The sequence below is a fragment of the Hyphobacterium sp. genome, assembly GCF_965228115.1.
GTDB lineage: Bacteria > Pseudomonadota > Alphaproteobacteria > Caulobacterales > Maricaulaceae > Hyphobacterium.
In genome coordinates this window covers 975,670-997,866 of record NZ_OZ245794.1, presented here as the reverse complement: position 1 = coordinate 997,866, position 22,197 = coordinate 975,670, and the positions used below count along the sequence as shown (strand labels likewise).

The window sequence follows — 22,197 nt, the reverse complement described above, 5'->3', positions numbered from 1 at the left end:
GGAGAGCGTGTCATGTCGCTTGAAGGAAAAACACTATTCATCACGGGGGCAAGCCGCGGCATTGGTCAGGCGATCGCAGAGCGCTGTGCCCGCGATGGTGCCAATATCGTAGTGGCGGCTAAAACCGCTGATCCGCACCCGAAGCTTGAAGGCACGATCTACACAGCCGCCGACGCCGTGGAAAAAGCGGGTGGAAAAGCGCTGCCGCTGGTTGTCGACATTCGCGATGAAGCCAATGTCGAGGCGGCGATTGCCAAATCCGTCGATCATTTCGGCGGCATCGATATTGTGGTCAATAACGCGTCGGCGATTTTCCCGCGCAGCACCAAGGACACGCCGGTCAAGCGCTGGGACCTCATGCATCAGGTTAATGCGCGTGGCACCTATCTGGTAACGCAGAAATGCTTGCCGCATCTGGAAAAGGCCGAAAACCCGCACATCCTCGCCCTGTCTCCGCCGCTCGACATGGACGTGAAATGGTTTGCGCCACACGTGGCTTATACCAGCGCCAAATATGGAATGAGTCTTTGCATTCTGGGTTGGTCGGGAGAGTTCAAGGGAAAAATTGCCGCCAATGCCATCTGGCCCCGCACCGCGATCGCAACCGCGGCGATAGCAAACGTCTTGGCCGGCGAAGAAGCGTTCAAGAATTGCCGGAAACCGGAAATTCTGGCGGATACAGCTTATCTGGTTTTGAACAAGCCGGCAGCAGAATTTACCGGCAACTTCCTGATTGATGATAGTTTTCTGGTCTCTGAAGGCGTCACCAACCTTGACCAATACGCTGTATCGCCGGGCGACGAACTTCTCCCTGATTTCTTCGTTCCAGAGAATCCGCCCGCGCCAGAGGGTGTAAACATCATGAATATTTCGCTGTCGCATTAGTGCGAATGAAAACCGTCATTCTGACGTCCGATGCAGGTTATGAGCACCGTGTTCCGCCGCCTCACGCTGAAAATCCCGCGCGATTAAGGGCGGTCAGGGACGCCATCGCGGAGACCCGGCTGCTAGGCCAGGTGCCAGTGATTCAGGCCCGGCGGGCAGAGTGGGAAGAACTCTCGCGTGTCCATACATCAGCTCATATTGACGCCATTTTTGACGGTGAGCCCGAGGATCATGAGTCCTTTCACGGGTTCGATTTTGATACCTTCATGTCGCGCGGATCGCTGGAAGCCGCCTTGCGGGCCGCGGGGTGTACCGCGCAGGCAGTCGATCTGATTATGGCGGGTGACGTGGAAGCCGTTTTTTGCGCCACACGTCCACCGGGCCACCATGCTGAGCGTGCCAAGCCCATGGGATTTTGCCTGTTCAATAATATCGCGATCGGGGCGTTGCACGCGCTCGACGTCCACGGTTTTTCGAAAGTGGCCATCATCGATATTGATGTTCATCATGGAAACGGCAGCCAGGATGTTGCCGAAACCGAACCGCGAATTGTGTTCGGGTCGATCCATGAATCTCCACTTTATCCCGGCAGCGGGAGAGAGTCCGAAACCGGTCTCAACGGCAATGTTATTAATGTGACCGTGGCCGCTGGCACGGTGGGCGATGTCTGGCGGCAAAAGATCGAGAACGAATTATTGATTCCGATCGCTGTGCAGAAACCAGAATTCATATTTGTTTCGGCTGGATTTGACGGCCATGCAGCCGACCCGTTGGCAAATCTGCGTCTGGACGAGAGCGACTATATGTGGGCGGCGGAACAACTGTGTGCATTGGCACGGGAAACGGCATCTTCCCGACTTGTGTGTTGCCTGGAGGGCGGCTACGACTTGGGCGCGCTGGGCCGTTCGGCTGCAGCGTTTATCGAAACACTGTCGCAAGGGTAGGGGACCGGTCGGCAGTCCAATGACGCCCCCTCATGCAGGTGCCATGATCGAGACGCGCACAGACCATGTTCATGCGCCTGGCGCGATTACGATCGCGCGGCATGGCCGTCCTGACGCTGATCGGACGGTGAAGATCAATTGGCAAGGGTATGAAGAGTGGTGGAAAGGTTATGATGCTGCGGGCCTGGCACCGGGGCAGACCCCACCCGAGGTGCTGGTTCAAGCCGCGGCAGAAGCGCGGGTGGTTTTTGCCAGCACTCTGCCCCGCGCCGTTGAAACAGCGGCAGCGGCCGCGCCTGACCGCGAACTTGTGATTGATGCTGACTTCGTTGAGGCTCCCCTTCCGCCGCCGCAATTCTCGGGAGTCCTTAAGCCGGGTACCTGGGGCGTCTATGCCCGTATTTTCTGGTGGTTCGGTGCCGCTAGAGGGCTGGAAACGCGGAAGGAAGCGGAATTCCGGGCGGAGCGGGCCGCCGACAAGCTGGTGATCGCTGCGCAGGATGGGCCCGTCCTGTTATGCGCGCATGGCTGGTTTAATCGAATGCTTCGTCCACCCTTGAGGCGGCGCGGCTGGAAATGCGTTCAGGATGGTGGCGATACCTACTGGTCCTGCCGCCGCTATGAATTGATCCGCTAGCGGGCCATTGCTGCGCGCTGATAGCCTGCTTAATGTTCAGCCCAAGCTAGGAGAATGGATGTGTCTGACGACAAAGCTTCAGATATCAAGGTACTGAGTTTCGAGGCGGCACTCGCCGAACTTGAATCTATCGTTCAACAGCTTGAGTCTGGCGACGTCGAGTTAGAGAAATCGATCGAAATTTACGAGCGGGGCGCTGCGCTCAAAGCCCATTGTGAGCGAAAACTACGCGAGGCCGAGCTGAAAGTGGAGAAAATCGTCCTTGATGACTCCGGTTCGGTCAAGACCGAGGACGCGGATCTTTAAGAATGGCCGGCCTTGAAGTGTTCGCCACAGATCGACTGTCCGTCTGCAGGTCACCTTTTGTCTGATTTCAAAGCCTTGCTGGCCGAAACGGCTGACCGCGTAACCGTCGCGATGGATGCGCTTCTACCCCGGGCAACGGGACCGGAATCCCAGCTTATTTCTGCCATGAGGTACGCAGCGCTGGGTCCAGGCAAGCGCTTGCGACCTTTTCTTGCGATCGAGTGCGGGCGTTTGGTCGGAGCAGATGAGCGCGGTCTATTGCGCGTGGCGACAGCGATTGAGTGCATCCACGCCTACTCGCTGATTCACGACGATCTTCCCTGCATGGACGATGATGATATGCGCCGCGGCCGTCCGACCGTGCACAAGGAATATGACGAGGTGACTGCGGTTCTGGCAGGCGATGCGCTTCAGACCTTCGCTTTCGAAATCCTCGCCGACGAAGAGACGACGGGTAGCCCCAAACGCCGCTGTGAGCTGATCAGGCGATTGGCCGAAGCTTCTGGAGCCAGAGGCATGGTGGGGGGGCAAATGATCGATATGCGGGCGGACAGGATCGAATCTGATATCAACATTATCACGCGCTTGCAGCGTATGAAGACTGGGGCCCTAATCGCCTACTCGGCGGAATCAGGGGCTATTCTCGCCGGGGCGGGTCCGGACGTCCGCCGGGCATTGGAAGGCTTCGCTCACGATATTGGCCTGGCTTTTCAGATCCGGGATGATCTTCTGGATGCCGAGGGTAAAGCCGAGGAAACCGGCAAAGCCGTCGGAAAGGATGGTGATCAGGGAAAAGCCACCTTCGTAACAATTTTGGGCCTCGAAGGCGCGCGAGACCGTGCGCGTCGTCTTGCCGCGCAAGCCAAAGATCATCTTGAACCTTTCGGCGAATGTGCCACGCTGTTGCATCAGGTGGCCGACTATGTCCTTGAACGGCGGTCATAATTTGAAAGTTGAATGCCCATGGCACCCAAAACACCCACGCTCGATACGGTTGATTACCCCAGTGATTTGAAGGGTATGGACCTTCATTCGCTTAACAAGCTCGCAGATGAATTAAGGGCTGAAACCATTGACGCCGTGTCCACAACAGGAGGACACCTTGGTGCCGGGCTGGGCGTGGTAGAGCTGACTGTCGCGCTTCATCATGTGTTTGATACGCCAAATGACATTTTGATTTGGGACGTCGGCCATCAGTGTTATCCGCATAAAATCCTGACCGGCCGGCGTGACCGCATACGCACGCTTCGACAGGGCGGGGGGCTATCAGGTTTCACGAAGCGGTCAGAAAGCGAGTATGATCCCTTCGGTGCGGCGCATGCCTCTACGTCTATCTCGGCTGCGCTCGGTTTTACCGTTGCCCGCGACCTTCGCGAGGAAAATCAGAATGTTATCGCCGTTATCGGCGACGGCTCCATGTCGGCGGGTATGGCATATGAAGCCATGAATAATGCCGGTGCGCTCGATAGCCGGATGATCGTAATCCTTAACGACAATGACATGTCGATCGCCCCGCCGGTTGGCGCGATGAGCCATTACTTTGCCAATCTCGTTTCGTCACGCGGTTATCGGTCTTTCCGGAAAATGGGCAAGGCTGTTGCGAAGGCTGTTGGTCTGGAGAAAACGCTCCGAAAGGCTGAAGAGTATGCCCATGGTATGGCCGTCGGCGGCACGCTTTTTGAAGAAATGGGTTTTACCTATGTCGGCCCGATTGATGGACATGACATGGATGCTCTCACGCAGGTCTTGAAAAATGTCAAAGCCTTCGAACGCGGACCGGTGTTGGTCCATGTCGTGACCGAGAAAGGCAAAGGTTACTCCTTCGCAGAGCAGTCAGACGACAAATATCACGGTGTTGCAAAATTCAATGTGGTGACTGGCGAACAGAAAAAATCGTCTGGCGGCCCGCCAAGCTACACCAAGGTATTTGCCAAATCCCTCGTCAGGGAAGCTGAAAAAGACGATAGTATTTGCGCCATCACCGCCGCCATGCCCGGTGGGACGGGGCTTGATATTTTTGGCGAAGCTTTTCCGGACCGGACATTCGACGTTGGAATCGCGGAACAGCACGCCGTTACTTTTGCGGCTGGACTGGCAGCCGCGGGAATGAAGCCCTTTGCGGCAATCTACTCGACCTTCCTGCAGCGTGGTTATGACCAGGTTGTGCATGACGTCGCAATCCAGAAATTGCCGGTGCGCTTTGCGATTGACCGGGCCGGGCTCGTTGGGGCCGACGGTCAAACGCATGCCGGCTCTTTCGATCTGGGATATTTGGGCGCTTTGCCGGGCATGACGATTATGGCGGCTTCAGATGAGGCAGAGCTGGCGCGAATGGTCGCGACGTCCGTCCAGATTGATGATGGCCCAAGTGCGTTCCGTTATCCGCGTGGGTCCGGAACGGGTGTCGAGATCCCGCAGATTGCCGAGCCATTGGAAATCGGCAAGGGACGTATTGTCCATGAGGGAACCAAGATCGCAATTCTGTCTCTGGGCGGGCGCCTCCAAGAGGCGCTGAAAGCGGCAGAGGAATTGACCGCTTGCGGCATGCCGACAACCGTTGCAGATGCGCGTTTTGCCAAACCGCTTGACGAAGATCTGATCCTCAGGCTTGCGAAAGAACACGAAGTTCTTGTGACGATCGAAGAAGGCGCTCGCGGCGGGTTCGGCGCGTTTGTGCTTCACATGCTGGCAGAACGCGGTGCATTGGATACCGGTCTGAAGATCCGGACGATGACCTTGCCGGATATTTTCCAGAACCAGGACACACCGGAACGCATGTATGACGAAGCAGGTCTCAACGCACCGCATATAGTGGCATGCGCACTCGATGCGCTTGGAAGGGCCGACGAGGCCATAACCGCAATTGGCGGTGCTGCACAATAGAACGGTGACTGGATCTCGGCTCGACGTCTTTCTGGTCCAATCCGGTCAATTCGAAACACGTGCACGATCACGCGAAGCGATACTAGCTGGCAGGGTCAGCGTTGATGGCAAAGTTGTGCGCAAGCCGTCCTTTCGAATCTCGCACGGCATGTCGGTCGAATCGGAAGCTCTGCATCCCTATGTCAGCCGGGCTGCGTTAAAGCTGAAAGGGGCGTTGGAGACATTTGAAGTCTCCGTTAGCGGTAAAACCTGCCTCGACATCGGGGCTTCGACGGGCGGTTTTGTCGAGGTGCTACTTGAAGCGTCAGCCAAGCATGTGATCGCGGTTGATGTTGGCAAAGCGCAATTGCACGAAAAGCTGAAACGAGATCCCAGAGTCTTGTCGCTGGAACAACAGGATGCCAGAGACCTCGATGCTGATCAGTTTTCGGAAGCACCAGCAATCATCACCTGCGATGCCAGTTTCATCGGACTAGCAAAGATAATTGAGAGACCGTTGGCGCTTTCGGCTCCCTCATCTGATCTGATTGCCTTGTTCAAACCTCAGTTTGAAGTCGGCCCTGCGCATGTTGGTAAAGGCGGTCTCGTTAAAGACAACGCCGCCATTGCGGCGGCGCTGGAAGTTTTCAAAGCCTGGCTGGACACCCAAACTGATTTTCATTTTGTCGCCCAAAAGGACAGTCCGATTACGGGCGGGGATGGCAATCGAGAATGGCTTATCCACGCCCGCAAATCATAGGACTATCGAGCCGGACGCCAGATGCTATCCACGCCCTGGCACATATAGACTTCGTTGGCCGTCACGGTGCCATACTGGTTTTGGCTGCGCGTCGTCATCCAGCGGCAGTTTCCGGTCCGCGGCGTGCCGGCCTGATAGACCCGGCCTTCCGGACGCGGTGCGCCTGCAAGCCCGTCTGATCCATAGTAAGTCTGGTCCGATCTCTGGTCCTGATAGTAGGGATCGTAGCCATAGTCGGTCTGGCTGTGATGCTGATCGTAATAAGGTTCCTGATACCCATAATTATCGCCATAATAACCAGCGTCATAGCCGCGATAATCCGGGGCACAGGGCTCGCCCCCAGCAACACCCGCACCGACGAGCGCACCAATTCCCACGCCAGCGGCGACGGCCAGATCATTGTCGTGGCGCTCATTATAACGGTGACGGCCGCGATATCCGCCGCGTCCCCGGTATCCACGTCCCCGATACCCATGGCGGCCGCGATAGCTATCACGATCATCAAATTCATCTTCGATCTCGGCACCCAGAACACCGCCGATGATGGCGCCAACCAGCGCACCAGCAATCTGGCGCCCCTGACGATTGGATTCGCATTCTGCTTGCGAATGATACTGCGATTGCGCTTCTGCGGCCGGAACCAATACGACGATGGACGCGGACGCGATAAGCAGGCTGCGAATGCCGGGCATTGAGAAGTCTCCATTGGCTTGGCCGGGTTATCCGGCGTTTCCATCAAAAACTATGCCAGACCGGATGAGCCCAGCATGAACAAAGAACCGGCTCCTGTTCAGGAACCGGTTTTCTGTGGGAGTCTTACCGTCGTCTACTGGTGGCGGGCGACCTGCCATCGGCCGTAGGCGTCCCGGCACATCCGCACCTCGTCAACAACGAAGCTGCCATCCGGCATGTAGATTTCCGCGTCACCCCAGCGGCACCGGCGGCCACCATAGTCATACCAGTCCCGGGCATAGACCACGCCGCGAACACCGGAATACGGATTATGCCAGTAATACGGGCTTCCATGCGTGAACGAGTGGCTTACCGCATAGTGGAATTGTCCACGATCGCAGTCATTCAATGCCGAGCCGATCCCGGCACCGAAAAATCCACCGAGCAGGATCCCTGCCGCATCATCATCGGCAACTGCAGCTCCAAACAGAGCCCCGAGAATCGCCCCTGCGAGGACCTGATCGCCATTCGAGCGACACCCACGATCATAGTAATTGAAATTATAGCGGGCATAGCCGCGATCATAATACCGTGTGTGATAGTGCCAGCTTGTCCGTATTGGACGATGATAGTTGCGATAATAGCGCCGGGCATCGTGAACGCCATTCACATACCCCCGGCGGAAAGAACCGCGATTATACCGGCGCGAGTCCCGGCGTGCGTCGCGATATCCCTGGCGGTAACCGCCACGTGTTGTCCGCCGACCATCTCTAAACCCGTCCCGGTATCCCCCGCGACCGCGCCAGTTATCGTTGCCGCGGCCTCCCCTGGCGCCGCGTCCATCATACCGTCCGCCGCGGCCACGCCAATTGTCATTGCCACGGCCTCCTCTGGCACCCCGGCCATCATTTCGCCCACCGCGGCCACGCCAGTTATCACCATTTCCGCCGCGCCCGCCGCGAGCGCCCCGGCCATCACCGCGCCCGCCGCGTCCGCGACCGGCACCATCGCCTCGTCCGCCTCGGCCACGGCCAGCGCCGTCACCGCGTCCGCCGCGTCCAGCGCCATCGCCACGACCGCCGCGCTGGTTGCCGGGATCAAACTGCGTAAAGCCGCCGGACTCATTGGGTAAGGCGACATCCGGCCGACCCCCGCCACGGCCGCCCCGACCGCCTTCACCGCGACCGCCGCCGCGACCACCCCGGCCGCCTTCACCGCGACCGCCGCGGTTTCGCGCTCCTTCGCCGCGGCCGCCCCTGTTTCGCGTTCCTTCGCCGCGCCCGCCGCGACCCCCGCGCGCACCGTCGCGTCGTGGTCCCCGATCGCCTCTCGCACCTCGATTTTCGTTTTGCTGAAAGGCGAGTTGAGTAAAGGTAAGCTCCACCTGGTGTAGCGTTTCGCCAGCCTGTTCGGCAGCTGCTTCGGCCTCCGGCGCGGAAACAGTTGCAATAACGGAGACAGCAAGAGCAGAGGCAGCGAGTAGGCAGCTGTTTTTGAAGGGGGTCATCATAGGTAGTTCCTTTCAGCAGCGGCCGATGGACCTCGCGATTCCAGACGACCTTTGTTGAAAGGTTAAAAAAAGCGCCATGACGCTAATATGAACAATTGGTTCAGGTTTATGGTTGGCCCATCTGGCCACGATGCCTTAGCATCTGGTCCGCCAATATAATCGCCAGCATGGCTTCTGCTACAGGCACGGCCCGAATACCAACGCAGGGATCGTGACGGCCCCGTGTTTCGATTTCGGTTTCATTGAAATCGCGATCGAGCGTTCTCCGCGAAATTCGTATCGACGATGTCGGCTTGATTGCTAAACGCACAACGATGTCCTGTCCCGTCGAAATGCCCCCGAGAACGCCGCCATTGTGATTTGAAAGAAAGACCGGCCCGTCTTTTCCGGACCTCATTTCATCTGCGGCGTCCTTGCCGCTCATAGCCGAGTTTGCAAACCCGGATCCAATTTCGACGCCTTTCGCCGCCGGGATGGACATCATCGCTCCGGCCAGCTCTGCATCCAGCTTGCCGTAGACCGGTTCTCCCCAGCCGGCCGGAATGCCGCTGGCGCGGACCTCGACAATGGCTCCGGTCGAATTTCCTTCTTTTCTCAAATCATCCAGCTTGCTTTCCCACTTTCCGACAATTTCACGGTCAGGCGAAAAGAAGGGGTTTTCATTGGTTTCCTCCCAATTCCAGTTCTCGCGGTTGATCACGGTCCCGCCAAGTGAAACCAGCGCCCCACGAATCTGCACCTTCGGCCCGAGAATTTGCCGGGCAACAGCGCCAGCAGCCACGCGCGCCGCCGTTTCCCGCGCCGATGCCCGGCCACCGCCTCGATAGTCACGAACACCGTATTTGGCGTCGTAAGTATAATCTGCGTGGCCAGGACGCCATTTATCGCGGATGTCCGAGTAGTCTTTGGATCTTGCGTCGGTATTTTCAATTAGAAGCGAAATGGGGGTTCCTGTTGTTACCGGGCCGTCCGTTCGATCATCCTCGAAAGTGCCAGACAGAATCTTGACTTCATCTGCTTCCTGCCGTGGCGAAACATGCCGGTTCTGACCCGGGCGCCGCTTATCCAGCCAGGGTTGGATTAGGCTCTCCGTCAGCGGAATGCCCGCCGGGCAGCCATCGATAATCGTCCCAAGGGCAGGACCATGACTTTCGCCCCAGGTCGTGACCCGGAACAATTTTCCGAAGCTGTTGTGAGACATGGTGTTTCCCGAGCCGCTTTGGTTCGAAACTACAGGATGGTGCAGCGGAGGTCACGCGGCACTGCGAGCTTTGCGCACCCATTTCGCGAAGCGGCTGTTCGGCGATTGATCCACGAAGTCTCGTACAAATTCATCGAGGTGATCGCTACAGCTTTTGGGTTCCATGCCGGCTGCTTTGGGCTGCACAAGAATTCGTGCCGATATACCCGGCTCGCCGAGGGCCTGAATTATTTCACCGCTTGCTGCGCCTTGCGGTATCCGGAACATCACGGACTGATTGCGAACTTTGAGAACCCGATTGATTCCGGCCTTTGCTTCGGCCGCGGTTATTTCCAGATCAACAACTATCGCCGGGACAGATTCAATCAGCCTTATGGCCGCTACAGCATCCGCGAGCCTGCGGAGCGTTTCCGGGGTCGCGGGCGTGCGATCTGGATGCAGATCTTTGGCAAGACGTCGAAAGGCGCTTTTTGCCTCCGTAAGGCTGGCCGTTTCCGTAAGGCCAAGCACCTGCATCGCCGATTGAAGATCCGAGTTCGGAAGTGTCATGAGGCGCAGATTAGCGGGGAGTGTGTTCCCGATTGGTTGATGTCCAGCAAGCCTCTATATATCTGGCTCATCGAGGAGGTGCCCTATGAACCGTAAATCCGCAGATATCCCCGCATCTCCGACTTCCGATGACTATCAAGCGACCGCTGACGCGAACGCTGCTGAGATTTTCAATCGAGAAGAGCCTTTCGCCTTGTTTGCCGATTGGTTTGCCGATGCCAAATCAAAAGAACCGAATGATCCCAATGCGATGGCGCTGGCGACGGTTGATGCGGACGGGCTGCCGGATGTCCGAATGGTCTTGTTGAAGGGCTATGATCAGGACGGCTTTGTTTTCTACACGAACCTTGAGAGCGCCAAAGGGGAACAGCTATTGGCGACTAAAAAAGCGGCCCTGTGCTTTCATTGGAAGTCATTGCGGCGACAGATCAGGGTAAGAGGCGATGTGACTTCTGTTAGCGCAGAAGAGGCGGATGAGTATTTCAATTCCCGCGCCCGCGACAGCCGGATTGGAGCCTGGGCATCCAAGCAGTCCCGTCCGCTGGAAAGCCGCTTTGCTCTGGAGAAAGCCGTCGCAAAAGAAGCCGCCCGGTTTGGTGTCGGCAATGTCCCACGGCCTGCGCACTGGTCGGGTTTCCGCTTAATTCCAACGCAAATCGAGTTCTGGCGGGATCGGCCCTTTCGTCTTCACGACCGGCTGGTTTTCCACCGCGACAAAAGCGGTTGGTCGCAGGAACGTCTTTATCCCTGAAGCTTCAGTACCAAAAACTGGTCCAATGCGTCTGCAACTCTTGACGTTACGCCCAACTTCTCAAAGAGCCCCAGCGCGCTTGGCGGGTCTATATTCGTTTTGTTGACGTCGACGATGTAAAGGCGGCCGTTTTTTCGATCCCGCAACACGTCGATTGCCCCCCATTCGAGACCGATTTCGCGCGCGAATACGACAAGTCGCTCGGTTTCGCTGGCAGAAAACAGGGTTTCGGGCGCTGCGGTCGTCACAGAAGAATTCTGGTTCGAGAAGCGCGTCTCAAGCTTGCGTTCCTTGACGAACACCACCGGAATCTGCGGTCCGACCACTAAACAGCGATAGTCACGCACAAGGTCGCCCGCAAAACGGTTATCGACCAAGCGCTGATAGGCAAAACCGAAACGGCGTTTGCAGGGTCCTGCAACCACCCTCCCGTCATGGGCGCCATTCTTCTCAGACTTTTCAACGAGGTCGCCGGCGTGAGAAATCGGATCGACGGCGATGGAGTATCCAAAAACGCGTTCGAAGATATCGCCAACCCGCGATTTCGAGACATCACGGCATTCCTGATTGAGCGTTGCTTGTGCCTCTATCTTTTTCTGCCAGCTTGCGGTCGTCTGATCCTCAAAGAAACAGACCAGATCTGCCTCTTCTGCCGCTTTTGTAAAACGCGCACCACGCAAGCGGAGACAGGCCCAAACAAAGTACCAGGGCCGGGGTGAATTCGGATAAAACGCCACCCTGATGCCGGGCTTGCCAATTGTACGCAGGCGCCAGATTTGAATGCACGCAAAGAATAAAAGCCATCGAAGGCAAACGAAGACAAGCGACCCGCCTAAAGGCAGGTGATGGCCCGTGCTTTTTACCGCAACACGGCCATTCTCGAGCGACCAGTCTGACCACCAAAATGCGCTATTCATGGTCTGTCACGTGTGTTCCAACGCCCAACTTGTCTTCAATCCGGTACGCTCCTTGCGATGGTCCATGGAAGCGACAAGGGAATGTACCATGCCGGGATGGATCAGCGCCATGAACTTTGTGTCCGCGCGTTTGCGCCGGGCGGTGTTTGTCTTGCTGATCGTTGCCGTTGTTCAAGCCAGTCCGGGCTTTCTGACGCTCCCCACAGATACAATCTACGCAGAAGATGGCAGCATTACACTGCGGCGGCCCCTTGATTGACATTGCCTGGCAACGCAAGAAATAGCGCTTAACACCAGCAGGGTCGGCGCGTTCATGCTCGGATACATCACCCGGCGACTCCTGATCGCCATTCCTACCATTCTGGTGATCATCACGGTCGCATTCTTCATGATGCGCGCTGCCCCGGGCGGTCCGTTCGATTTGGAACGTCCAATGCCGGAAGAGGTGCGGCAGAACATTCTCGAGCATTTTGGCTTCGACCGGCCCCTTTATGTGCAATACCTGTCCTACCTCGGTGATCTGGCTCAGGCCGATCTTGGCCCGTCCTTGCGATTCCGGGACAAGACGGTCTCCGACATTATCGTCGAGGGATTTCCGGTAAGTGCGACGATCGGGCTATTGTCGATCGGATTGGCCTTAATCGTCGGTACTATTCTGGGGTCGTTGGCTGCGTTACGGCAAAACAAAACCAGTGATTACGCGGTAATGGGCTTTGCAATGGCGGGGATAACAATTCCGCCCTTTGTAATGGGGCCGATTCTGGCCCTGGTCTTCGGTTTGTATCTGGGTCTGCTGCCAACCGGCGGTCTGGATCCAAGATTCGGAATGACGCCAGAACGATTGATCCTGCCGGTTATCACGCTGGCGCTGCCGCAAATCGCAATCGTGTCGCGATTGATGCGAGCCAGCATGATTGAAGTGCTGCGCTCCAACTATATCCGGACGGCGCGGGCCAAAGGGCTTTCAGGACCTGTGGTTCTATTCCGGCATGCTTTGCGCGCAGCGATATTGCCGCTGGTCAGCTATATCGGTCCGGCATCTGCCGCGCTGGTGACGGGTTCAATTGTCATTGAACAGGTCTTTCAGTTGCCAGGCATCGGCCGGCAGTTTGTGATGGCGGCTCTGCAACGCGACTACACAGTCGTCATGGGCGTTGTCATCGTTTACGCCTCGCTGATCATCATCCTGAATCTGTTGGCGGACTTGCTTTACGCCGCACTGAATCCGAGAGTGAAGTTCGAATGAACACAGTCCTTTCATCGGAAGCCAATGCGGAAGCCCTCGAAACGGCGGCGGTTGAAGGCCGCTCGCTCTGGGATGACGCGCTTGCGCGGCTGTTCCGCAACCGGGCTGCCGTCGGCAGCATGATTATCCTCGGACTTCTGGTTCTAATTGCGGTGGTAGGTCCGTTTATCTGGCCGCACAGCCATGAAACAATTTATCGGGATCGGGTCTCGCTGCCGCCAACGCTCGAGAACTGGCATATTTTTGGAACAGATGCGCAAGGCCGCGATCTTGTTGCGCGCACGATGATCGGCCTGGGCGTGTCGCTAATGGTCGGGATCGTCGCGTCTTTTGTGTCGCTGGTCATTGGCGTGATCTGGGGGGCCACGGCGGGGTTCATTGGTGGCCGCGTAGACCAGATCATGATGCGTATTGTGGACGTGCTCTACTCGCTTCCCTTCATATTCTTCGTGATCATCCTGATGGTTGTTTTCGGGCGAAATATCATTCTGATTTTTGTTGCAATCGGCGCGGTGGAATGGCTGACGATGGCCCGGATTGTCCGCGGGCAGACCATCTCCATCAAATCCATGGAGTTTGTGGAGGCAGCAGAAGCTGCCGGGGTGTCTCGCTGGTCGACAATCCAGCGCCATATTATTCCCAATGTGCTGGGACCGGTGATTGTTTACGTCACGTTGATGATCCCCGTGGTGATTCTCGCTGAAAGCTTCCTCAGCTTTCTGGGGCTGGGCGTGCAGGAACCACTCACATCACTTGGCCGGCTTATCGCGACCGGAGCCCAAGACATGCAAATTGCGCCATGGACGCTGTTTGTGCCGGCGGCCACGATGATGCTGACGCTGTTCTGCTTCAACTTTATTGGCGATGGCGTCCGCGACGCGATTGATCCGAAAGACCGCTAGCTCGCCTAGCGAACGCGCCGGACCCGCAGCGCCCGTCCGGTGCCGTTGATTTGCATGAAATAGCTGCCCATCGCAGCTCGCCGGATTTCAGCAACGTTGTCCGCATTCTCATCATACCGGAATCGCTCCGATCCGGACTGAACCCAGACCTGGCCATTCGCCATGTAGAAGCGATGGCGGCCGTAGGCGATTTCGCGAATTCGCTCGATATCCATGACGATACGCTCAACGCCGCCGTCTTCGTCGCGTTCGACCACTTCAACACCATTGATGGCTTGAGTATCCGTGGGCCTGACGGTTTCTTCCCGCGCGTCAGGGCCGCCCCGATTCGTTAACCTGGCGAAAATTCCACCACGGCGCCGTGGCTCCTCTTCTGCGGATCCGGGGCTTGCAGCCGCTGCAGGTTCGCGAGCGGTTTCAGCAACCGTGACGGTGACATCAGCCGGTGCCACTGTCTCGTTCGATGCAGTTTCGTTCGATGCCATGCGATCTGGCGTTGTCGCGGGATCCAATGGATCCAACGCATTGCCGCTTTCGTTGAACATGGAAAAACTGAGGCTGGGCATGCTAGGCAAATCAAATCCGAAGGCGTCCCGTTCGACAGCCTCGATGTCCTGTCGGTAAACGCCGACCAGGCCGTTATCTCTTTCTGCGGACAAACGGGCCGCCGCTGCGTCGAAACAGGCCAGACGTGACGACTGGTCGGAAATTTGCTGACACACCAGAATGTCATCGAGAACATCTGCTTCCTGGGCATGAGCCCCGGCGCCGATCGCTATGGCCAGCAGCGCAGACGCCGCCAGCGTACTTGTCAGGTATTTTTTGCGGTCGATCATACGATTATCCAATTCAACTAGCGCTCGCGCCTGGCACGGAACCAACGGCCTTGATCATTCAACTGCATGAAGTGCGACCCCAGTGCGCCACTTCGCACATGCACGATCATGTCTTCCACGACCGCCCTCCGCGAGAAATAAATCCGCGTGTCGTCGGTTTGCCGCCAGATCTGGCCATTCTGCAGCGTGATGATCATCCGGTTCTGCCGATCGCGATCAATGCTTTGCACCGGCAGGCCTTCAATCCGGGTGATTTGACCCTGATCATTGCGCTCGACGACGCGAGTGGTCCCTTCTGATCCGCCGGAAGTCCCGGTCGTGGTATTTGCAGCTTCTGCTATATCGGTCGATCCGGAATTGAACAGCTGAGGCATTCGTACGCTGGGCAGCCTGAAATCGGGAATGTTGAGGCCATAGGTCGCCTCCTCAGCGGCCTCGACATCATTTCGGCTCACGACCGCCACCTCGCCCGAATTTGCCGCTTCATAAAGCGTGTCCACGGCAGCATCGAGGCAGGCGAGGCGCGCGGCTGAGTCGTCGATTTGACGGCATTCAAAAAGAGGAGATAGGGGCGTGCCTATGTCTTGCGCGGCCGCTGGCAGCGCAAAAACAACCGAAAAACCAATGGCTAGTAATCTCACATTCATCGTAAGCTTGATATCAGTGTTTGCGTCTCGCAGAATATGAGGGACGCCAAGGGGTCTGTCGACCTCGGGCCGCAATTATCAGTTAGCGATAAACAGCTTTCAGATCGGGAACGGAGAGGGTCCTGACCATGACGACTAAAACCAAGTTTCGGACTGCCTTGTTAATGACGGTGTCTGCCGGATTGCTGGCGGCGTGTGGCGGATCGGGAGATGTTGACTCCGATCTGGTTACCCTTCACCGGGGCAATAGTGCTGAACCTCTGACGCTGGATCCGCACAAGGCCAGCGGCACGTGGGAAAACAATATCATTGGCGACATGTTCATCGGTTTGTTCACCGATGATGTTTACGGCTCTCCGATTCCAGGAATGGCCGAAAGCTGGGAAGTCAGTGAAGACGGATTGACATGGACGTTCGAGCTTCGTGAGGCGACCTGGTCTGACGGCGTGCCTGTCACAGCTCATGATTTTGAGTACGCTATTCAGCGAATTCTGGCACCCGCAACTTTGGCTCAATATGCCTCCCTGCTCTATCCGATCGAAAACGCACAGGCTGTGAACCAGGGCGAGATGCCACCGGAAGCGGTCGGTGTTGAGGCCGTTGATGACGATACGTTTGTGATCCGGCTCGAGAACCCGGCACCTTATCTGCCGGGACTGCTGACCCATTACACCACCTTCCCGGTGCCACGCCATGTTGTGGAGGAAGTGGGCGATCAATGGGTTCAGCCCGAACATATCGAGGTGAATGGCCCTTATCAGCTGGTACAGTGGTCCACCAATAATTTCGTCCATGTGGAACGCAATGAACTGTTCTTCGACAATGAAAATGTCTGCATCGACGAGGTCTTCTATTATCCAACAGTCGACTCTTCTGCTGGAGTCCGCCGCGTTCAAAATGACGAGCTACACGTCAACAACGAGTTTCCTGGCCAGCACATTGATCGGCTGCGCCGAGAGATCCCTGAATATGTACGTGTCTATCCCTATATGGGTACGGTCTATTTCTCGATGAATAACGACATCGAGATGTTCTCCGACGTGCGGGTTCGCAATGCGCTTGGCATGGCGATCAATCGCGAATTTCTGGCGGACGAAATCTACCGCGATGGCCGCGCAGCAGCGTATTCGCTGGTTCCGCCAAATGTCGCCAACTATGCCGGTGGCGTTTCGACGGAATGGGCTGATTGGCCGATGGAGCAGCGCCGCGAGCGCGCGCGTGAGCTTCTCGTCGAAGCCGGTTATGGTCCCGATAATCCGCTGGAGTTCGAGTACACGCACCGGTCAACGGGCGACAACCCGCGTATTGCGCCGGTGGTCCAGCAGGATTGGGAAAGCATTGCGGATTGGGTGAATGTCGAGATCGTCCAGATCGAAACCCAGATTCACTATGAAAATCTGCGCTCGGCCGATTACCAAATTGGTGATGGTGGCTGGATTGCCGACTATAATGACCCTTACAACTTCCTGTTCCTGGCGGAAGAGCGTTCGATCCCGATGAATTACTCCCGCTATCGCAATGCGGAGTATGATGATCTCCTTGCCCGCGGGAATCGCGAGCTGGACATGGAAGTTCGCGCAAGCCTTCTTGCCGAGGCCGAGCAGGCGATGATCGATGACATGCCGCTCATTCCGATCGTGTTCTACGTCAATCGCGCTGTCGTCAGCCCGGACGTGACAGGTTGGGAAGACAATGTCGTCCACATCCACCGGACACGGTTTATGTGTCTGAATTCGGCGCAAACCGCTGATGCTGGAAGCTCTGGCGATACAGCGTCCGAGTAATTGAGGTAATACTCAACTTTCAAAACCCTCTCCCATCGGCTTTAATGCCCGGTGGGGGAGGGTTTTTTCGTGTCTGATCCAATTTCGGACGGCGTGATAGCCGATGCGGCAGCAGAGGAAGCCCGCGCTTCGCGGCGTCACTCAAGTCATTCCAGATTTGAAAATGAAACGCATGGCGAGTGCTCGAATTGCGGTACGTCATTGCGCGGACGCATTTGTCATAGCTGTGGTCAGGACAGTGCAAACTTTCACCGGCCAGTCTGGACCCTGATCTCGGAAGTTCTGGATGGTTTAATCGGTTTTGACGGGCGTTTCTGGCGGACCCTTCCTGCTTTGATGTTCCGGCCCGGCTATCTGACACGCCGATATCTTGAAGGGGTGAGGGCGCGCTATGTCCAACCTTTCCGATTATACCTCTTTGCCAGTATCGCGTTTTTCCTTCTCTTCAATTTCTCCAATGGCAGCTGGGATAATCGAATGGTCAACGCTGCCGAGCTTGATCCGGAGCAGCGCGCCCAACTTGAAGAGACCCTTGGAGAGCTGGCGCAAAGCAATCCCGAACTTGCCGAACGCTTAGAAAGTGAAATCGGCAATCGGCCGGCAGACCTGGAAACGCCCGATATCAGCGAAACAGCACTGGCTGAAGTGTTTGATACGCAATCGATGCGTGAAGAGATGAAAGACCAGCTGCGCCGTGGATTGATTCCAGAAGACTTTCCAGGTGAAGAGGTGGCAGCCAGCTCGGAAGTCGTTGTGGGGGATCCACAAGATATCCAGGTTTCAATTGATACGGGCGGCTTGTCCTGGCTTCCATTACCGGCCCGACGCCAGCTGGTCGGTCAGTTTGAGCGCGTCATTGACGAACCCGGCCTGCTGTTCGATGCGATGGAGCGATGGCTACCCCGGCTCATGTTCGGATTGCTGCCGGTCTATGCGCTGGTTTTGGCGATCGGCCAGATCTGGCGGCGTGGGTTTTATTTCTACGACCATTTGATCGTCTCGCTTCACCTCCACGCTTTTCTGTTCGTCATGTTTTTCTTGTTACAGCTGGCCAACCCCGTCATTGGCGGCTGGGGCATCCTGATCTTTCTGATCTGGAGTAATTATTACGTCTACCGGATACACCGAGCCGTGTATGAGCATGGTCGTTTCATGTCCATCGTCAGGACGATCACCCTCGATTTCACCTATCTTATCGTGCTCAGCTTTGCAGCGTTGCTCCTGATATTCATCGGTGTTCTCGCGGCTTGATCGCTAACGCGGTTCGATTGGATTTCCCCGCAGTTCGCGTCCTTGCTGATTAGCCTGTCGCGCTTCCATCAAAACCCGAAACTCGGGCGTGTTCATGAGCGCATTGAGTTGCGCCAATGATTGGGCCCCTTCAGCGGACACGCCGAAAATATCCTGAAACGCTTCAAACGGTGTTTGTTGTCTCGGAAAACGCTGCAGATTTACAGTTTGCTCAGCCTCGATTCCGGCAAGCTCGCGCGCGGCTGCAACCGCTTCCATGAAACCGCCAATCTCGTCGACGAGGCCGTTTGCCAGTGCTTGTTCACCTGTCCAGACGCGGCCACGCGCAATGTTCTCGACATCCGACAAATCCATTCCGCGGCCCTCGGCAACCCGGCTTGTGAAGTCCTGATAGATATCGACCAGCGTCTCCTCGACCGCATTGCGTTGCGATTCCGTCCAGCTCTCGCTGCCCGAATAGGCCGAGGCAAATTCTCCGCCAACTGTGACCTGTTCAAAATTGACTCCCAAAAGACCAAAGGTCTCACCAAGATCAATCTTGCCCCCATAGACGCCTATGGAGCCGGTTATCGTCGTTGCGTTGGCAACAATATGATCTGCCGGAGCGGCAATATAATAGCCGCCTGACGCGGCGGCGCCGCCCATGCTGACAACGACCGGAATGCCATCTTCGCGTGCCCGCCGGATAGCGTCCCAGATCTGATCGGAGGCAATGCTTGATCCGCCGGGTGAATCCACCCGGACAATGATTGATTCCGGATTGGCTGCTGCCGCTGCGGAGATGGCTTCTGCCATGGAGTCCCCTCCAATAACGGGTTCGCCGCCGAATGGCGAGGAGATTCCAGAACCCGTTACGATCGCGCCCTGGCCCTCCACCAGCGCGATGCGTGGACCGGGACGAATCAGAACGCCGCTTAGGCGATAATCTTCGATGTCGGTGATCGTCGCATTGCCGCCCGCAAGACGGATGGCTGCATCCCGTGCCGCGGCGACATGGCTGAGCTCGTCGACCAGGCCGGCTGCCTGAGCATCTTCAGCGCTGTGGGGTGAATTCTCGATCAGTTCGCGAAGGGATTCCAGGTCGATCCCGCGGCCTTGCGCGGACTGCTCCAGTGCCGTGTCATAGATCGACTGGAAATAGGAGAGGGTCGATTCGAGGTGTTCCGGCGTGAATCCAGACTCCGTAAAGCCATTCGGACCATTCTTGTATTCGAACAAGCGAATGAATTCGGCATCCGCCCCGATCCGCTCGAGCGTATCGCCGTAAAAGGCGATCTCACCTGAGAGGCCGGCTGAGGAAAAGTTCGCTGTGTCTTGCAGCCAGATCTCATCTGCGCCTGAAACGGCAAGGTAGTTGGTTACGGATGTCCCACTGAAACCCTGTGAGTGGACGAGAACGGGGCGGCCCGTCTCCCGGAATGCAGACAGGGCACGGTGGATTTCCTCGGCCTCGGCGGCAGCCATTCCAAATTCGTTGGCGCGGATGAACAGCCCCGCAACGCGGTTGTCATCCCCCGCTCTGTCGATCAAGCGAACCAGATCGACCAGTGAGGCTGGATCTGCGAATGCGAACGGAGACCGGGAGGGTTGATCCAGCCGCGGCTCGCGAAGGTCAATCTCGAGAACCATGCGCCCCGGTGGTAGTGCGGCGTTTTCAGAAGCGTCCGCACCGAGTGAGGCGAACAATCCAATCAGCCCGAAGATCAAAAGGAAGACGGTTAGAATGGAGCCAATAATGACGCCGACTATCGAGCCGAACAAAGTGATGAAAAACTGTTTCATGAAACGCCCTGAAGCTGGAACCGGAAATTCTCTGCAGATAATATTGCACGCCAAGGCTCCAGGAAAAGCCAGCGCCTGCGTCTTTATCGTGAGAGATTGTTCGAGCCTGTGCCCGGAAAACCACGAGGGCAGCAGAGCGGAAGCGGCAAATGGTCGGAGTAGCAAGATTTGAACTTGCGACCCCCGCCTCCCGAAGACGGTGCTCTACCAGGCTGAGCTATACTCCGACCGGAGCGCGGGCTTATAGCCAACTCGTTTGCAGGATTCAATGACTACAGCATCACCCCGTTGCATCATGTGCAGTGAGAGTCTATCTAGCGCCTCCGCCGCGCAATGCGGACGCCTGCTGGGGCGTAGCTTAGTTGGTAAAGCAGCGGTTTTTGGTACCGAAGAGCGGAGGTTCGAGTCCTCCCGCCCCAGCCATCATTTTTCCGCGGAAATTGAATCAAAGACAATTGATCGGGTCGATCGCCAAGAGCGATCCGAACGCACTGATCTTGAAAAACACGGCAACTTTTTACAGCGCGGCTTAGAACAAATTTTTGTGAACCTTCGCGTTCAGCCGAATACCCTTAACCTGAGATGGGTTGAATTCGCGTGTGAAGGCAGGCGTTTGCAGCCAATACCCCGACTACACGAAAAACCATCAACAAAATGCGTTTTGAACCGCATTGATGCCGTATACCTCTATTGATTGACGCGCGGCTCTTGTTTAGCGTCCGACACCAAGAAGGCGGAAATCGCCAAACGAGACGGAAGGCAAACTTCCGCAAAGCGAGGGGAAGGGGTTGTTTCGAGGTTTCTTCCCGCTTTTTTCGAATCTGCAGGTTCGGGCCGGTACGAGTACGCCGTCCGGCCTCAGAACAAGCAGGGGCTTAATCCGGCGCGGGGGCGCCGGCAAAGCGAAAACAGTCAGTCAGGCGTAGCAGATGCACTGCTGCGCTGTTCAACGTGAGGCGAGACATGGCGAACATGAAAAAGTGGCTTTGCACTTCTGTCGCAGCGGCGGTTCTTTCCGTCGGTGGGGCCGGTGTCGCGAATGCGCAAATCCAACAGGCACTCTCCACAGGTGCCCAATCCACACAGGACGGGGCTTCAACCCAGTCGCAGATCGATTCCATTGATGATCAGCGCACTGATGCAGAGCTCGAATACCGGGCCTTGCTGCAGCAGATCGAAAGCCAGCGGCTCTACGTGGCCCAGCAGGAAGTTTTCATTCAGTCGCAAGACAATGAAATTGCCTCTCTTCAATTGCAGATCGACAGTGTCGGCAATATCCAGCGCGATCTCATTCCGATGTTGCGGGAGATGGTCGACAACCTCCGTGAGTTTGTCGAGCTTGATCTGCCCTTCCAGCAGGAAGACCGTCTGGCGGAAATTGATGAGCTCTATGACCTCATTGACGACCCGGAAGTGTCCGCAGCTGAAAAATACCGCGTCATTCTGAACCGCTACGAAATCGAAGCGTCTTATGGCCGCGGACTTCGCACCTACTCGGAAGACACCATCGTGGACGACTCCGACGTAACCTACGAATATTTGCAGGTTGGCCGCACGGTTCTGATCCGTCAGAACCCGGATGAAAGCCTGTCCATGCTCTATCGTGATGGTTCAGGCTGGATGGACGTTCCTGCGAGCTTTAATAACGATGTTCAGCGTGCCTTCCGGATTGCCCGCGAAGTTACGACCCCTGAAGTCTTCACCGTGCCGCTTCCCGGCTCGGAAGCCCAGTAACCCGGCCCTGACGGAGAATTT

Annotated in this window: 23 protein-coding genes and 2 tRNA genes; 15 read left to right on the top strand and 10 right to left on the bottom strand. The window is 56.7% G+C overall.

What is annotated here, in order from left to right:
• Positions 1-12: 12 nt before the first annotated feature.
• From ACO079_RS05455 to ACO079_RS05425, 7 genes are read left to right on the top strand one after another with little or no spacing between them, the layout of a single operon-like run.
• The gene (locus ACO079_RS05455) at positions 13-885 is read left to right on the top strand and encodes an SDR family oxidoreductase (protein WP_421792360.1); all 873 of its coding nucleotides are present in this window, start codon (positions 13-15) and stop codon (positions 883-885) included.
• A gap of 5 nt (positions 886-890) precedes the next feature.
• Positions 891-1,829, top strand: a complete 939-nt coding sequence (locus tag ACO079_RS05450) for a histone deacetylase family protein (RefSeq protein ID WP_421792358.1) — start codon at positions 891-893, stop codon at positions 1,827-1,829.
• 43 nt (positions 1,830-1,872) lie between these two features.
• The gene (locus ACO079_RS05445; protein ID WP_421792356.1) at positions 1,873-2,466 is read left to right on the top strand and encodes a histidine phosphatase family protein; all 594 of its coding nucleotides are present in this window, start codon (positions 1,873-1,875) and stop codon (positions 2,464-2,466) included.
• 54 nt (positions 2,467-2,520) lie between these two features.
• Complete coding sequence (locus ACO079_RS05440) at positions 2,521-2,772, top strand: exodeoxyribonuclease VII small subunit (RefSeq protein WP_421792355.1); 252 nt, start codon at positions 2,521-2,523, stop codon at positions 2,770-2,772.
• A 57-nt stretch (positions 2,773-2,829) separates the two neighbouring features.
• On the top strand, positions 2,830-3,717 hold the full coding sequence (locus ACO079_RS05435) for a polyprenyl synthetase family protein (protein ID WP_421792353.1): 888 nt from the start codon (positions 2,830-2,832) through the stop codon (positions 3,715-3,717).
• 18 nt (positions 3,718-3,735) lie between these two features.
• Entirely contained in the window at positions 3,736-5,655 is a 1,920-nt protein-coding gene (gene dxs, locus ACO079_RS05430; RefSeq protein ID WP_421792351.1) for a 1-deoxy-D-xylulose-5-phosphate synthase, read from the top strand.
• Positions 5,656-5,659: 4 nt separating this feature from the next.
• A complete protein-coding gene (locus ACO079_RS05425) occupies positions 5,660-6,394 on the top strand; it encodes a TlyA family RNA methyltransferase (protein ID WP_421792349.1) in 735 nt (244 codons plus the stop codon).
• A 2-nt stretch (positions 6,395-6,396) separates the two neighbouring features.
• Here the strand turns inward: ACO079_RS05425 and ACO079_RS05420 are convergent, their stop codons facing one another.
• From ACO079_RS05420 to ACO079_RS05400, 5 genes are all read right to left on the bottom strand, one after another.
• On the bottom strand, positions 6,397-7,086 hold the full coding sequence (locus tag ACO079_RS05420) for a hypothetical protein (RefSeq protein WP_421792348.1): 690 nt from the start codon (positions 7,084-7,086) through the stop codon (positions 6,397-6,399).
• Positions 7,087-7,220: 134 nt separating this feature from the next.
• A complete protein-coding gene (locus tag ACO079_RS05415; RefSeq protein WP_421792346.1) occupies positions 7,221-7,736 on the bottom strand; it encodes a hypothetical protein in 516 nt (171 codons plus the stop codon).
• Positions 7,733-8,515 carry a hypothetical protein gene (locus ACO079_RS05410; RefSeq protein WP_421792345.1) on the bottom strand — a complete coding sequence of 261 codons (783 nt, stop codon included), beginning with the start codon at positions 8,513-8,515 and terminating at the stop codon, positions 7,733-7,735. The genes ACO079_RS05415 and ACO079_RS05410 overlap by 4 nt, the downstream gene beginning before the upstream one ends.
• Before the next feature lie 167 nt (positions 8,516-8,682).
• On the bottom strand, positions 8,683-9,777 hold the full coding sequence (aroC, locus tag ACO079_RS05405) for a chorismate synthase (RefSeq protein WP_421792343.1): 1,095 nt from the start codon (positions 9,775-9,777) through the stop codon (positions 8,683-8,685).
• Positions 9,778-9,828: 51 nt separating this feature from the next.
• Positions 9,829-10,293 carry a DnaJ domain-containing protein gene (locus ACO079_RS05400; protein WP_421792917.1) on the bottom strand — a complete coding sequence of 155 codons (465 nt, stop codon included), beginning with the start codon at positions 10,291-10,293 and terminating at the stop codon, positions 9,829-9,831.
• A gap of 118 nt (positions 10,294-10,411) precedes the next feature.
• Here ACO079_RS05400 and pdxH point away from each other — a divergent pair, with 118 nt between their 5' ends.
• The gene (gene pdxH, locus ACO079_RS05395) at positions 10,412-11,077 is read left to right on the top strand and encodes a pyridoxamine 5'-phosphate oxidase (protein WP_421792341.1); all 666 of its coding nucleotides are present in this window, start codon (positions 10,412-10,414) and stop codon (positions 11,075-11,077) included.
• On the opposite strand, the gene ACO079_RS05390 is transcribed toward pdxH, so the two are convergent.
• Complete coding sequence (locus ACO079_RS05390) at positions 11,068-11,994, bottom strand: hypothetical protein (protein ID WP_421792339.1); 927 nt, start codon at positions 11,992-11,994, stop codon at positions 11,068-11,070. The two genes, pdxH and ACO079_RS05390, sit on opposite strands and share 10 nt — an antisense overlap.
• A gap of 88 nt (positions 11,995-12,082) precedes the next feature.
• On the opposite strand from ACO079_RS05390, the gene ACO079_RS05385 reads away from it, so the two are divergent.
• The 3 genes from ACO079_RS05385 to ACO079_RS05375 are packed head-to-tail and all read left to right on the top strand — an operon-like array spanning position 12,083 to position 14,142.
• Positions 12,083-12,253 carry a hypothetical protein gene (locus ACO079_RS05385; RefSeq protein WP_421792337.1) on the top strand — a complete coding sequence of 57 codons (171 nt, stop codon included), beginning with the start codon at positions 12,083-12,085 and terminating at the stop codon, positions 12,251-12,253.
• Positions 12,254-12,307: 54 nt separating this feature from the next.
• Positions 12,308-13,240, top strand: coding sequence for an ABC transporter permease (locus ACO079_RS05380; protein ID WP_421792335.1), 933 nt, complete (start codon positions 12,308-12,310; stop codon positions 13,238-13,240).
• Complete coding sequence (locus ACO079_RS05375; protein WP_421792333.1) at positions 13,237-14,142, top strand: ABC transporter permease subunit; 906 nt, start codon at positions 13,237-13,239, stop codon at positions 14,140-14,142. Before ACO079_RS05380 ends, ACO079_RS05375 begins: the two co-directional genes overlap by 4 nt.
• 5 nt (positions 14,143-14,147) lie before the next feature.
• On the opposite strand, the gene ACO079_RS05370 is transcribed toward ACO079_RS05375, so the two are convergent.
• Entirely contained in the window at positions 14,148-14,978 is an 831-nt protein-coding gene (locus tag ACO079_RS05370; protein WP_421792332.1) for a hypothetical protein, read from the bottom strand.
• A 17-nt stretch (positions 14,979-14,995) separates the two neighbouring features.
• Entirely contained in the window at positions 14,996-15,625 is a 630-nt protein-coding gene (locus tag ACO079_RS05365) for a hypothetical protein (RefSeq protein ID WP_421792330.1), read from the bottom strand.
• A gap of 128 nt (positions 15,626-15,753) precedes the next feature.
• Here ACO079_RS05365 and ACO079_RS05360 point away from each other — a divergent pair, with 128 nt between their 5' ends.
• Both ACO079_RS05360 and ACO079_RS05355 read left to right on the top strand, forming a co-directional pair.
• Complete coding sequence (locus ACO079_RS05360) at positions 15,754-17,409, top strand: peptide ABC transporter substrate-binding protein (protein ID WP_421792328.1); 1,656 nt, start codon at positions 15,754-15,756, stop codon at positions 17,407-17,409.
• A gap of 69 nt (positions 17,410-17,478) precedes the next feature.
• Complete coding sequence (locus ACO079_RS05355) at positions 17,479-18,660, top strand: DUF3667 domain-containing protein (RefSeq protein ID WP_421792326.1); 1,182 nt, start codon at positions 17,479-17,481, stop codon at positions 18,658-18,660.
• 3 nt (positions 18,661-18,663) lie between these two features.
• Here ACO079_RS05355 and sppA read toward each other — a convergent pair whose 3' ends face one another.
• Both sppA and ACO079_RS05345 read right to left on the bottom strand, forming a co-directional pair.
• On the bottom strand, positions 18,664-20,442 hold the full coding sequence (gene sppA / locus ACO079_RS05350; RefSeq protein WP_421792324.1) for a signal peptide peptidase SppA: 1,779 nt from the start codon (positions 20,440-20,442) through the stop codon (positions 18,664-18,666).
• Between the two features lie 150 nt (positions 20,443-20,592).
• A tRNA-Pro gene (locus ACO079_RS05345) sits at positions 20,593-20,669 on the bottom strand.
• Positions 20,670-20,789: 120 nt separating this feature from the next.
• Here ACO079_RS05345 and ACO079_RS05340 point away from each other — a divergent pair.
• Positions 20,790-20,865: transfer RNA gene (locus ACO079_RS05340), tRNA-Gln, on the top strand.
• Between the two features lie 549 nt (positions 20,866-21,414).
• Positions 21,415-22,176: a DUF3450 domain-containing protein gene (locus ACO079_RS05335; RefSeq protein ID WP_421792322.1), complete on the top strand. Its 762-nt coding sequence runs from the start codon at positions 21,415-21,417 to the stop codon at positions 22,174-22,176.
• Positions 22,177-22,197 lie beyond the last annotated feature (21 nt).

Bases quoted from the DNA above. Each gene is read 5' to 3' on its own strand.
- ACO079_RS05365 (WP_421792330.1), bottom strand. From the start codon at position 15,625: ATGAATGTGAGATTACTAGCCATTGGTTTTTCGGTTGTTTTTGCGCTG.
- ACO079_RS05450 (WP_421792358.1), top strand. From the start codon at position 891: ATGAAAACCGTCATTCTGACGTCCGATGCAGGTTATGAGCACCGTGTT.
- ACO079_RS05385 (WP_421792337.1), top strand. From the start codon at position 12,083: ATGCCGGGATGGATCAGCGCCATGAACTTTGTGTCCGCGCGTTTGCGC.
- aroC (WP_421792343.1), bottom strand. From the start codon at position 9,777: ATGTCTCACAACAGCTTCGGAAAATTGTTCCGGGTCACGACCTGGGGC.
- ACO079_RS05375 (WP_421792333.1), top strand. From the start codon at position 13,237: ATGAACACAGTCCTTTCATCGGAAGCCAATGCGGAAGCCCTCGAAACG.
- sppA (WP_421792324.1), bottom strand. From the start codon at position 20,442: ATGAAACAGTTTTTCATCACTTTGTTCGGCTCGATAGTCGGCGTCATT.
- pdxH (WP_421792341.1), top strand. From the start codon at position 10,412: ATGAACCGTAAATCCGCAGATATCCCCGCATCTCCGACTTCCGATGAC.
- ACO079_RS05400 (WP_421792917.1), bottom strand. From the start codon at position 10,293: ATGCAGGTGCTTGGCCTTACGGAAACGGCCAGCCTTACGGAGGCAAAA.
- ACO079_RS05360 (WP_421792328.1), top strand. From the start codon at position 15,754: ATGACGACTAAAACCAAGTTTCGGACTGCCTTGTTAATGACGGTGTCT.
- ACO079_RS05440 (WP_421792355.1), top strand. From the start codon at position 2,521: ATGGATGTGTCTGACGACAAAGCTTCAGATATCAAGGTACTGAGTTTC.
- ACO079_RS05380 (WP_421792335.1), top strand. From the start codon at position 12,308: ATGCTCGGATACATCACCCGGCGACTCCTGATCGCCATTCCTACCATT.
- ACO079_RS05370 (WP_421792332.1), bottom strand. From the start codon at position 14,978: ATGATCGACCGCAAAAAATACCTGACAAGTACGCTGGCGGCGTCTGCG.
- ACO079_RS05335 (WP_421792322.1), top strand. From the start codon at position 21,415: ATGAAAAAGTGGCTTTGCACTTCTGTCGCAGCGGCGGTTCTTTCCGTC.
- ACO079_RS05455 (WP_421792360.1), top strand. From the start codon at position 13: ATGTCGCTTGAAGGAAAAACACTATTCATCACGGGGGCAAGCCGCGGC.
- ACO079_RS05420 (WP_421792348.1), bottom strand. From the start codon at position 7,086: ATGCCCGGCATTCGCAGCCTGCTTATCGCGTCCGCGTCCATCGTCGTA.
- dxs (WP_421792351.1), top strand. From the start codon at position 3,736: ATGGCACCCAAAACACCCACGCTCGATACGGTTGATTACCCCAGTGAT.
- ACO079_RS05445 (WP_421792356.1), top strand. From the start codon at position 1,873: ATGATCGAGACGCGCACAGACCATGTTCATGCGCCTGGCGCGATTACG.
- ACO079_RS05390 (WP_421792339.1), bottom strand. From the start codon at position 11,994: ATGAATAGCGCATTTTGGTGGTCAGACTGGTCGCTCGAGAATGGCCGT.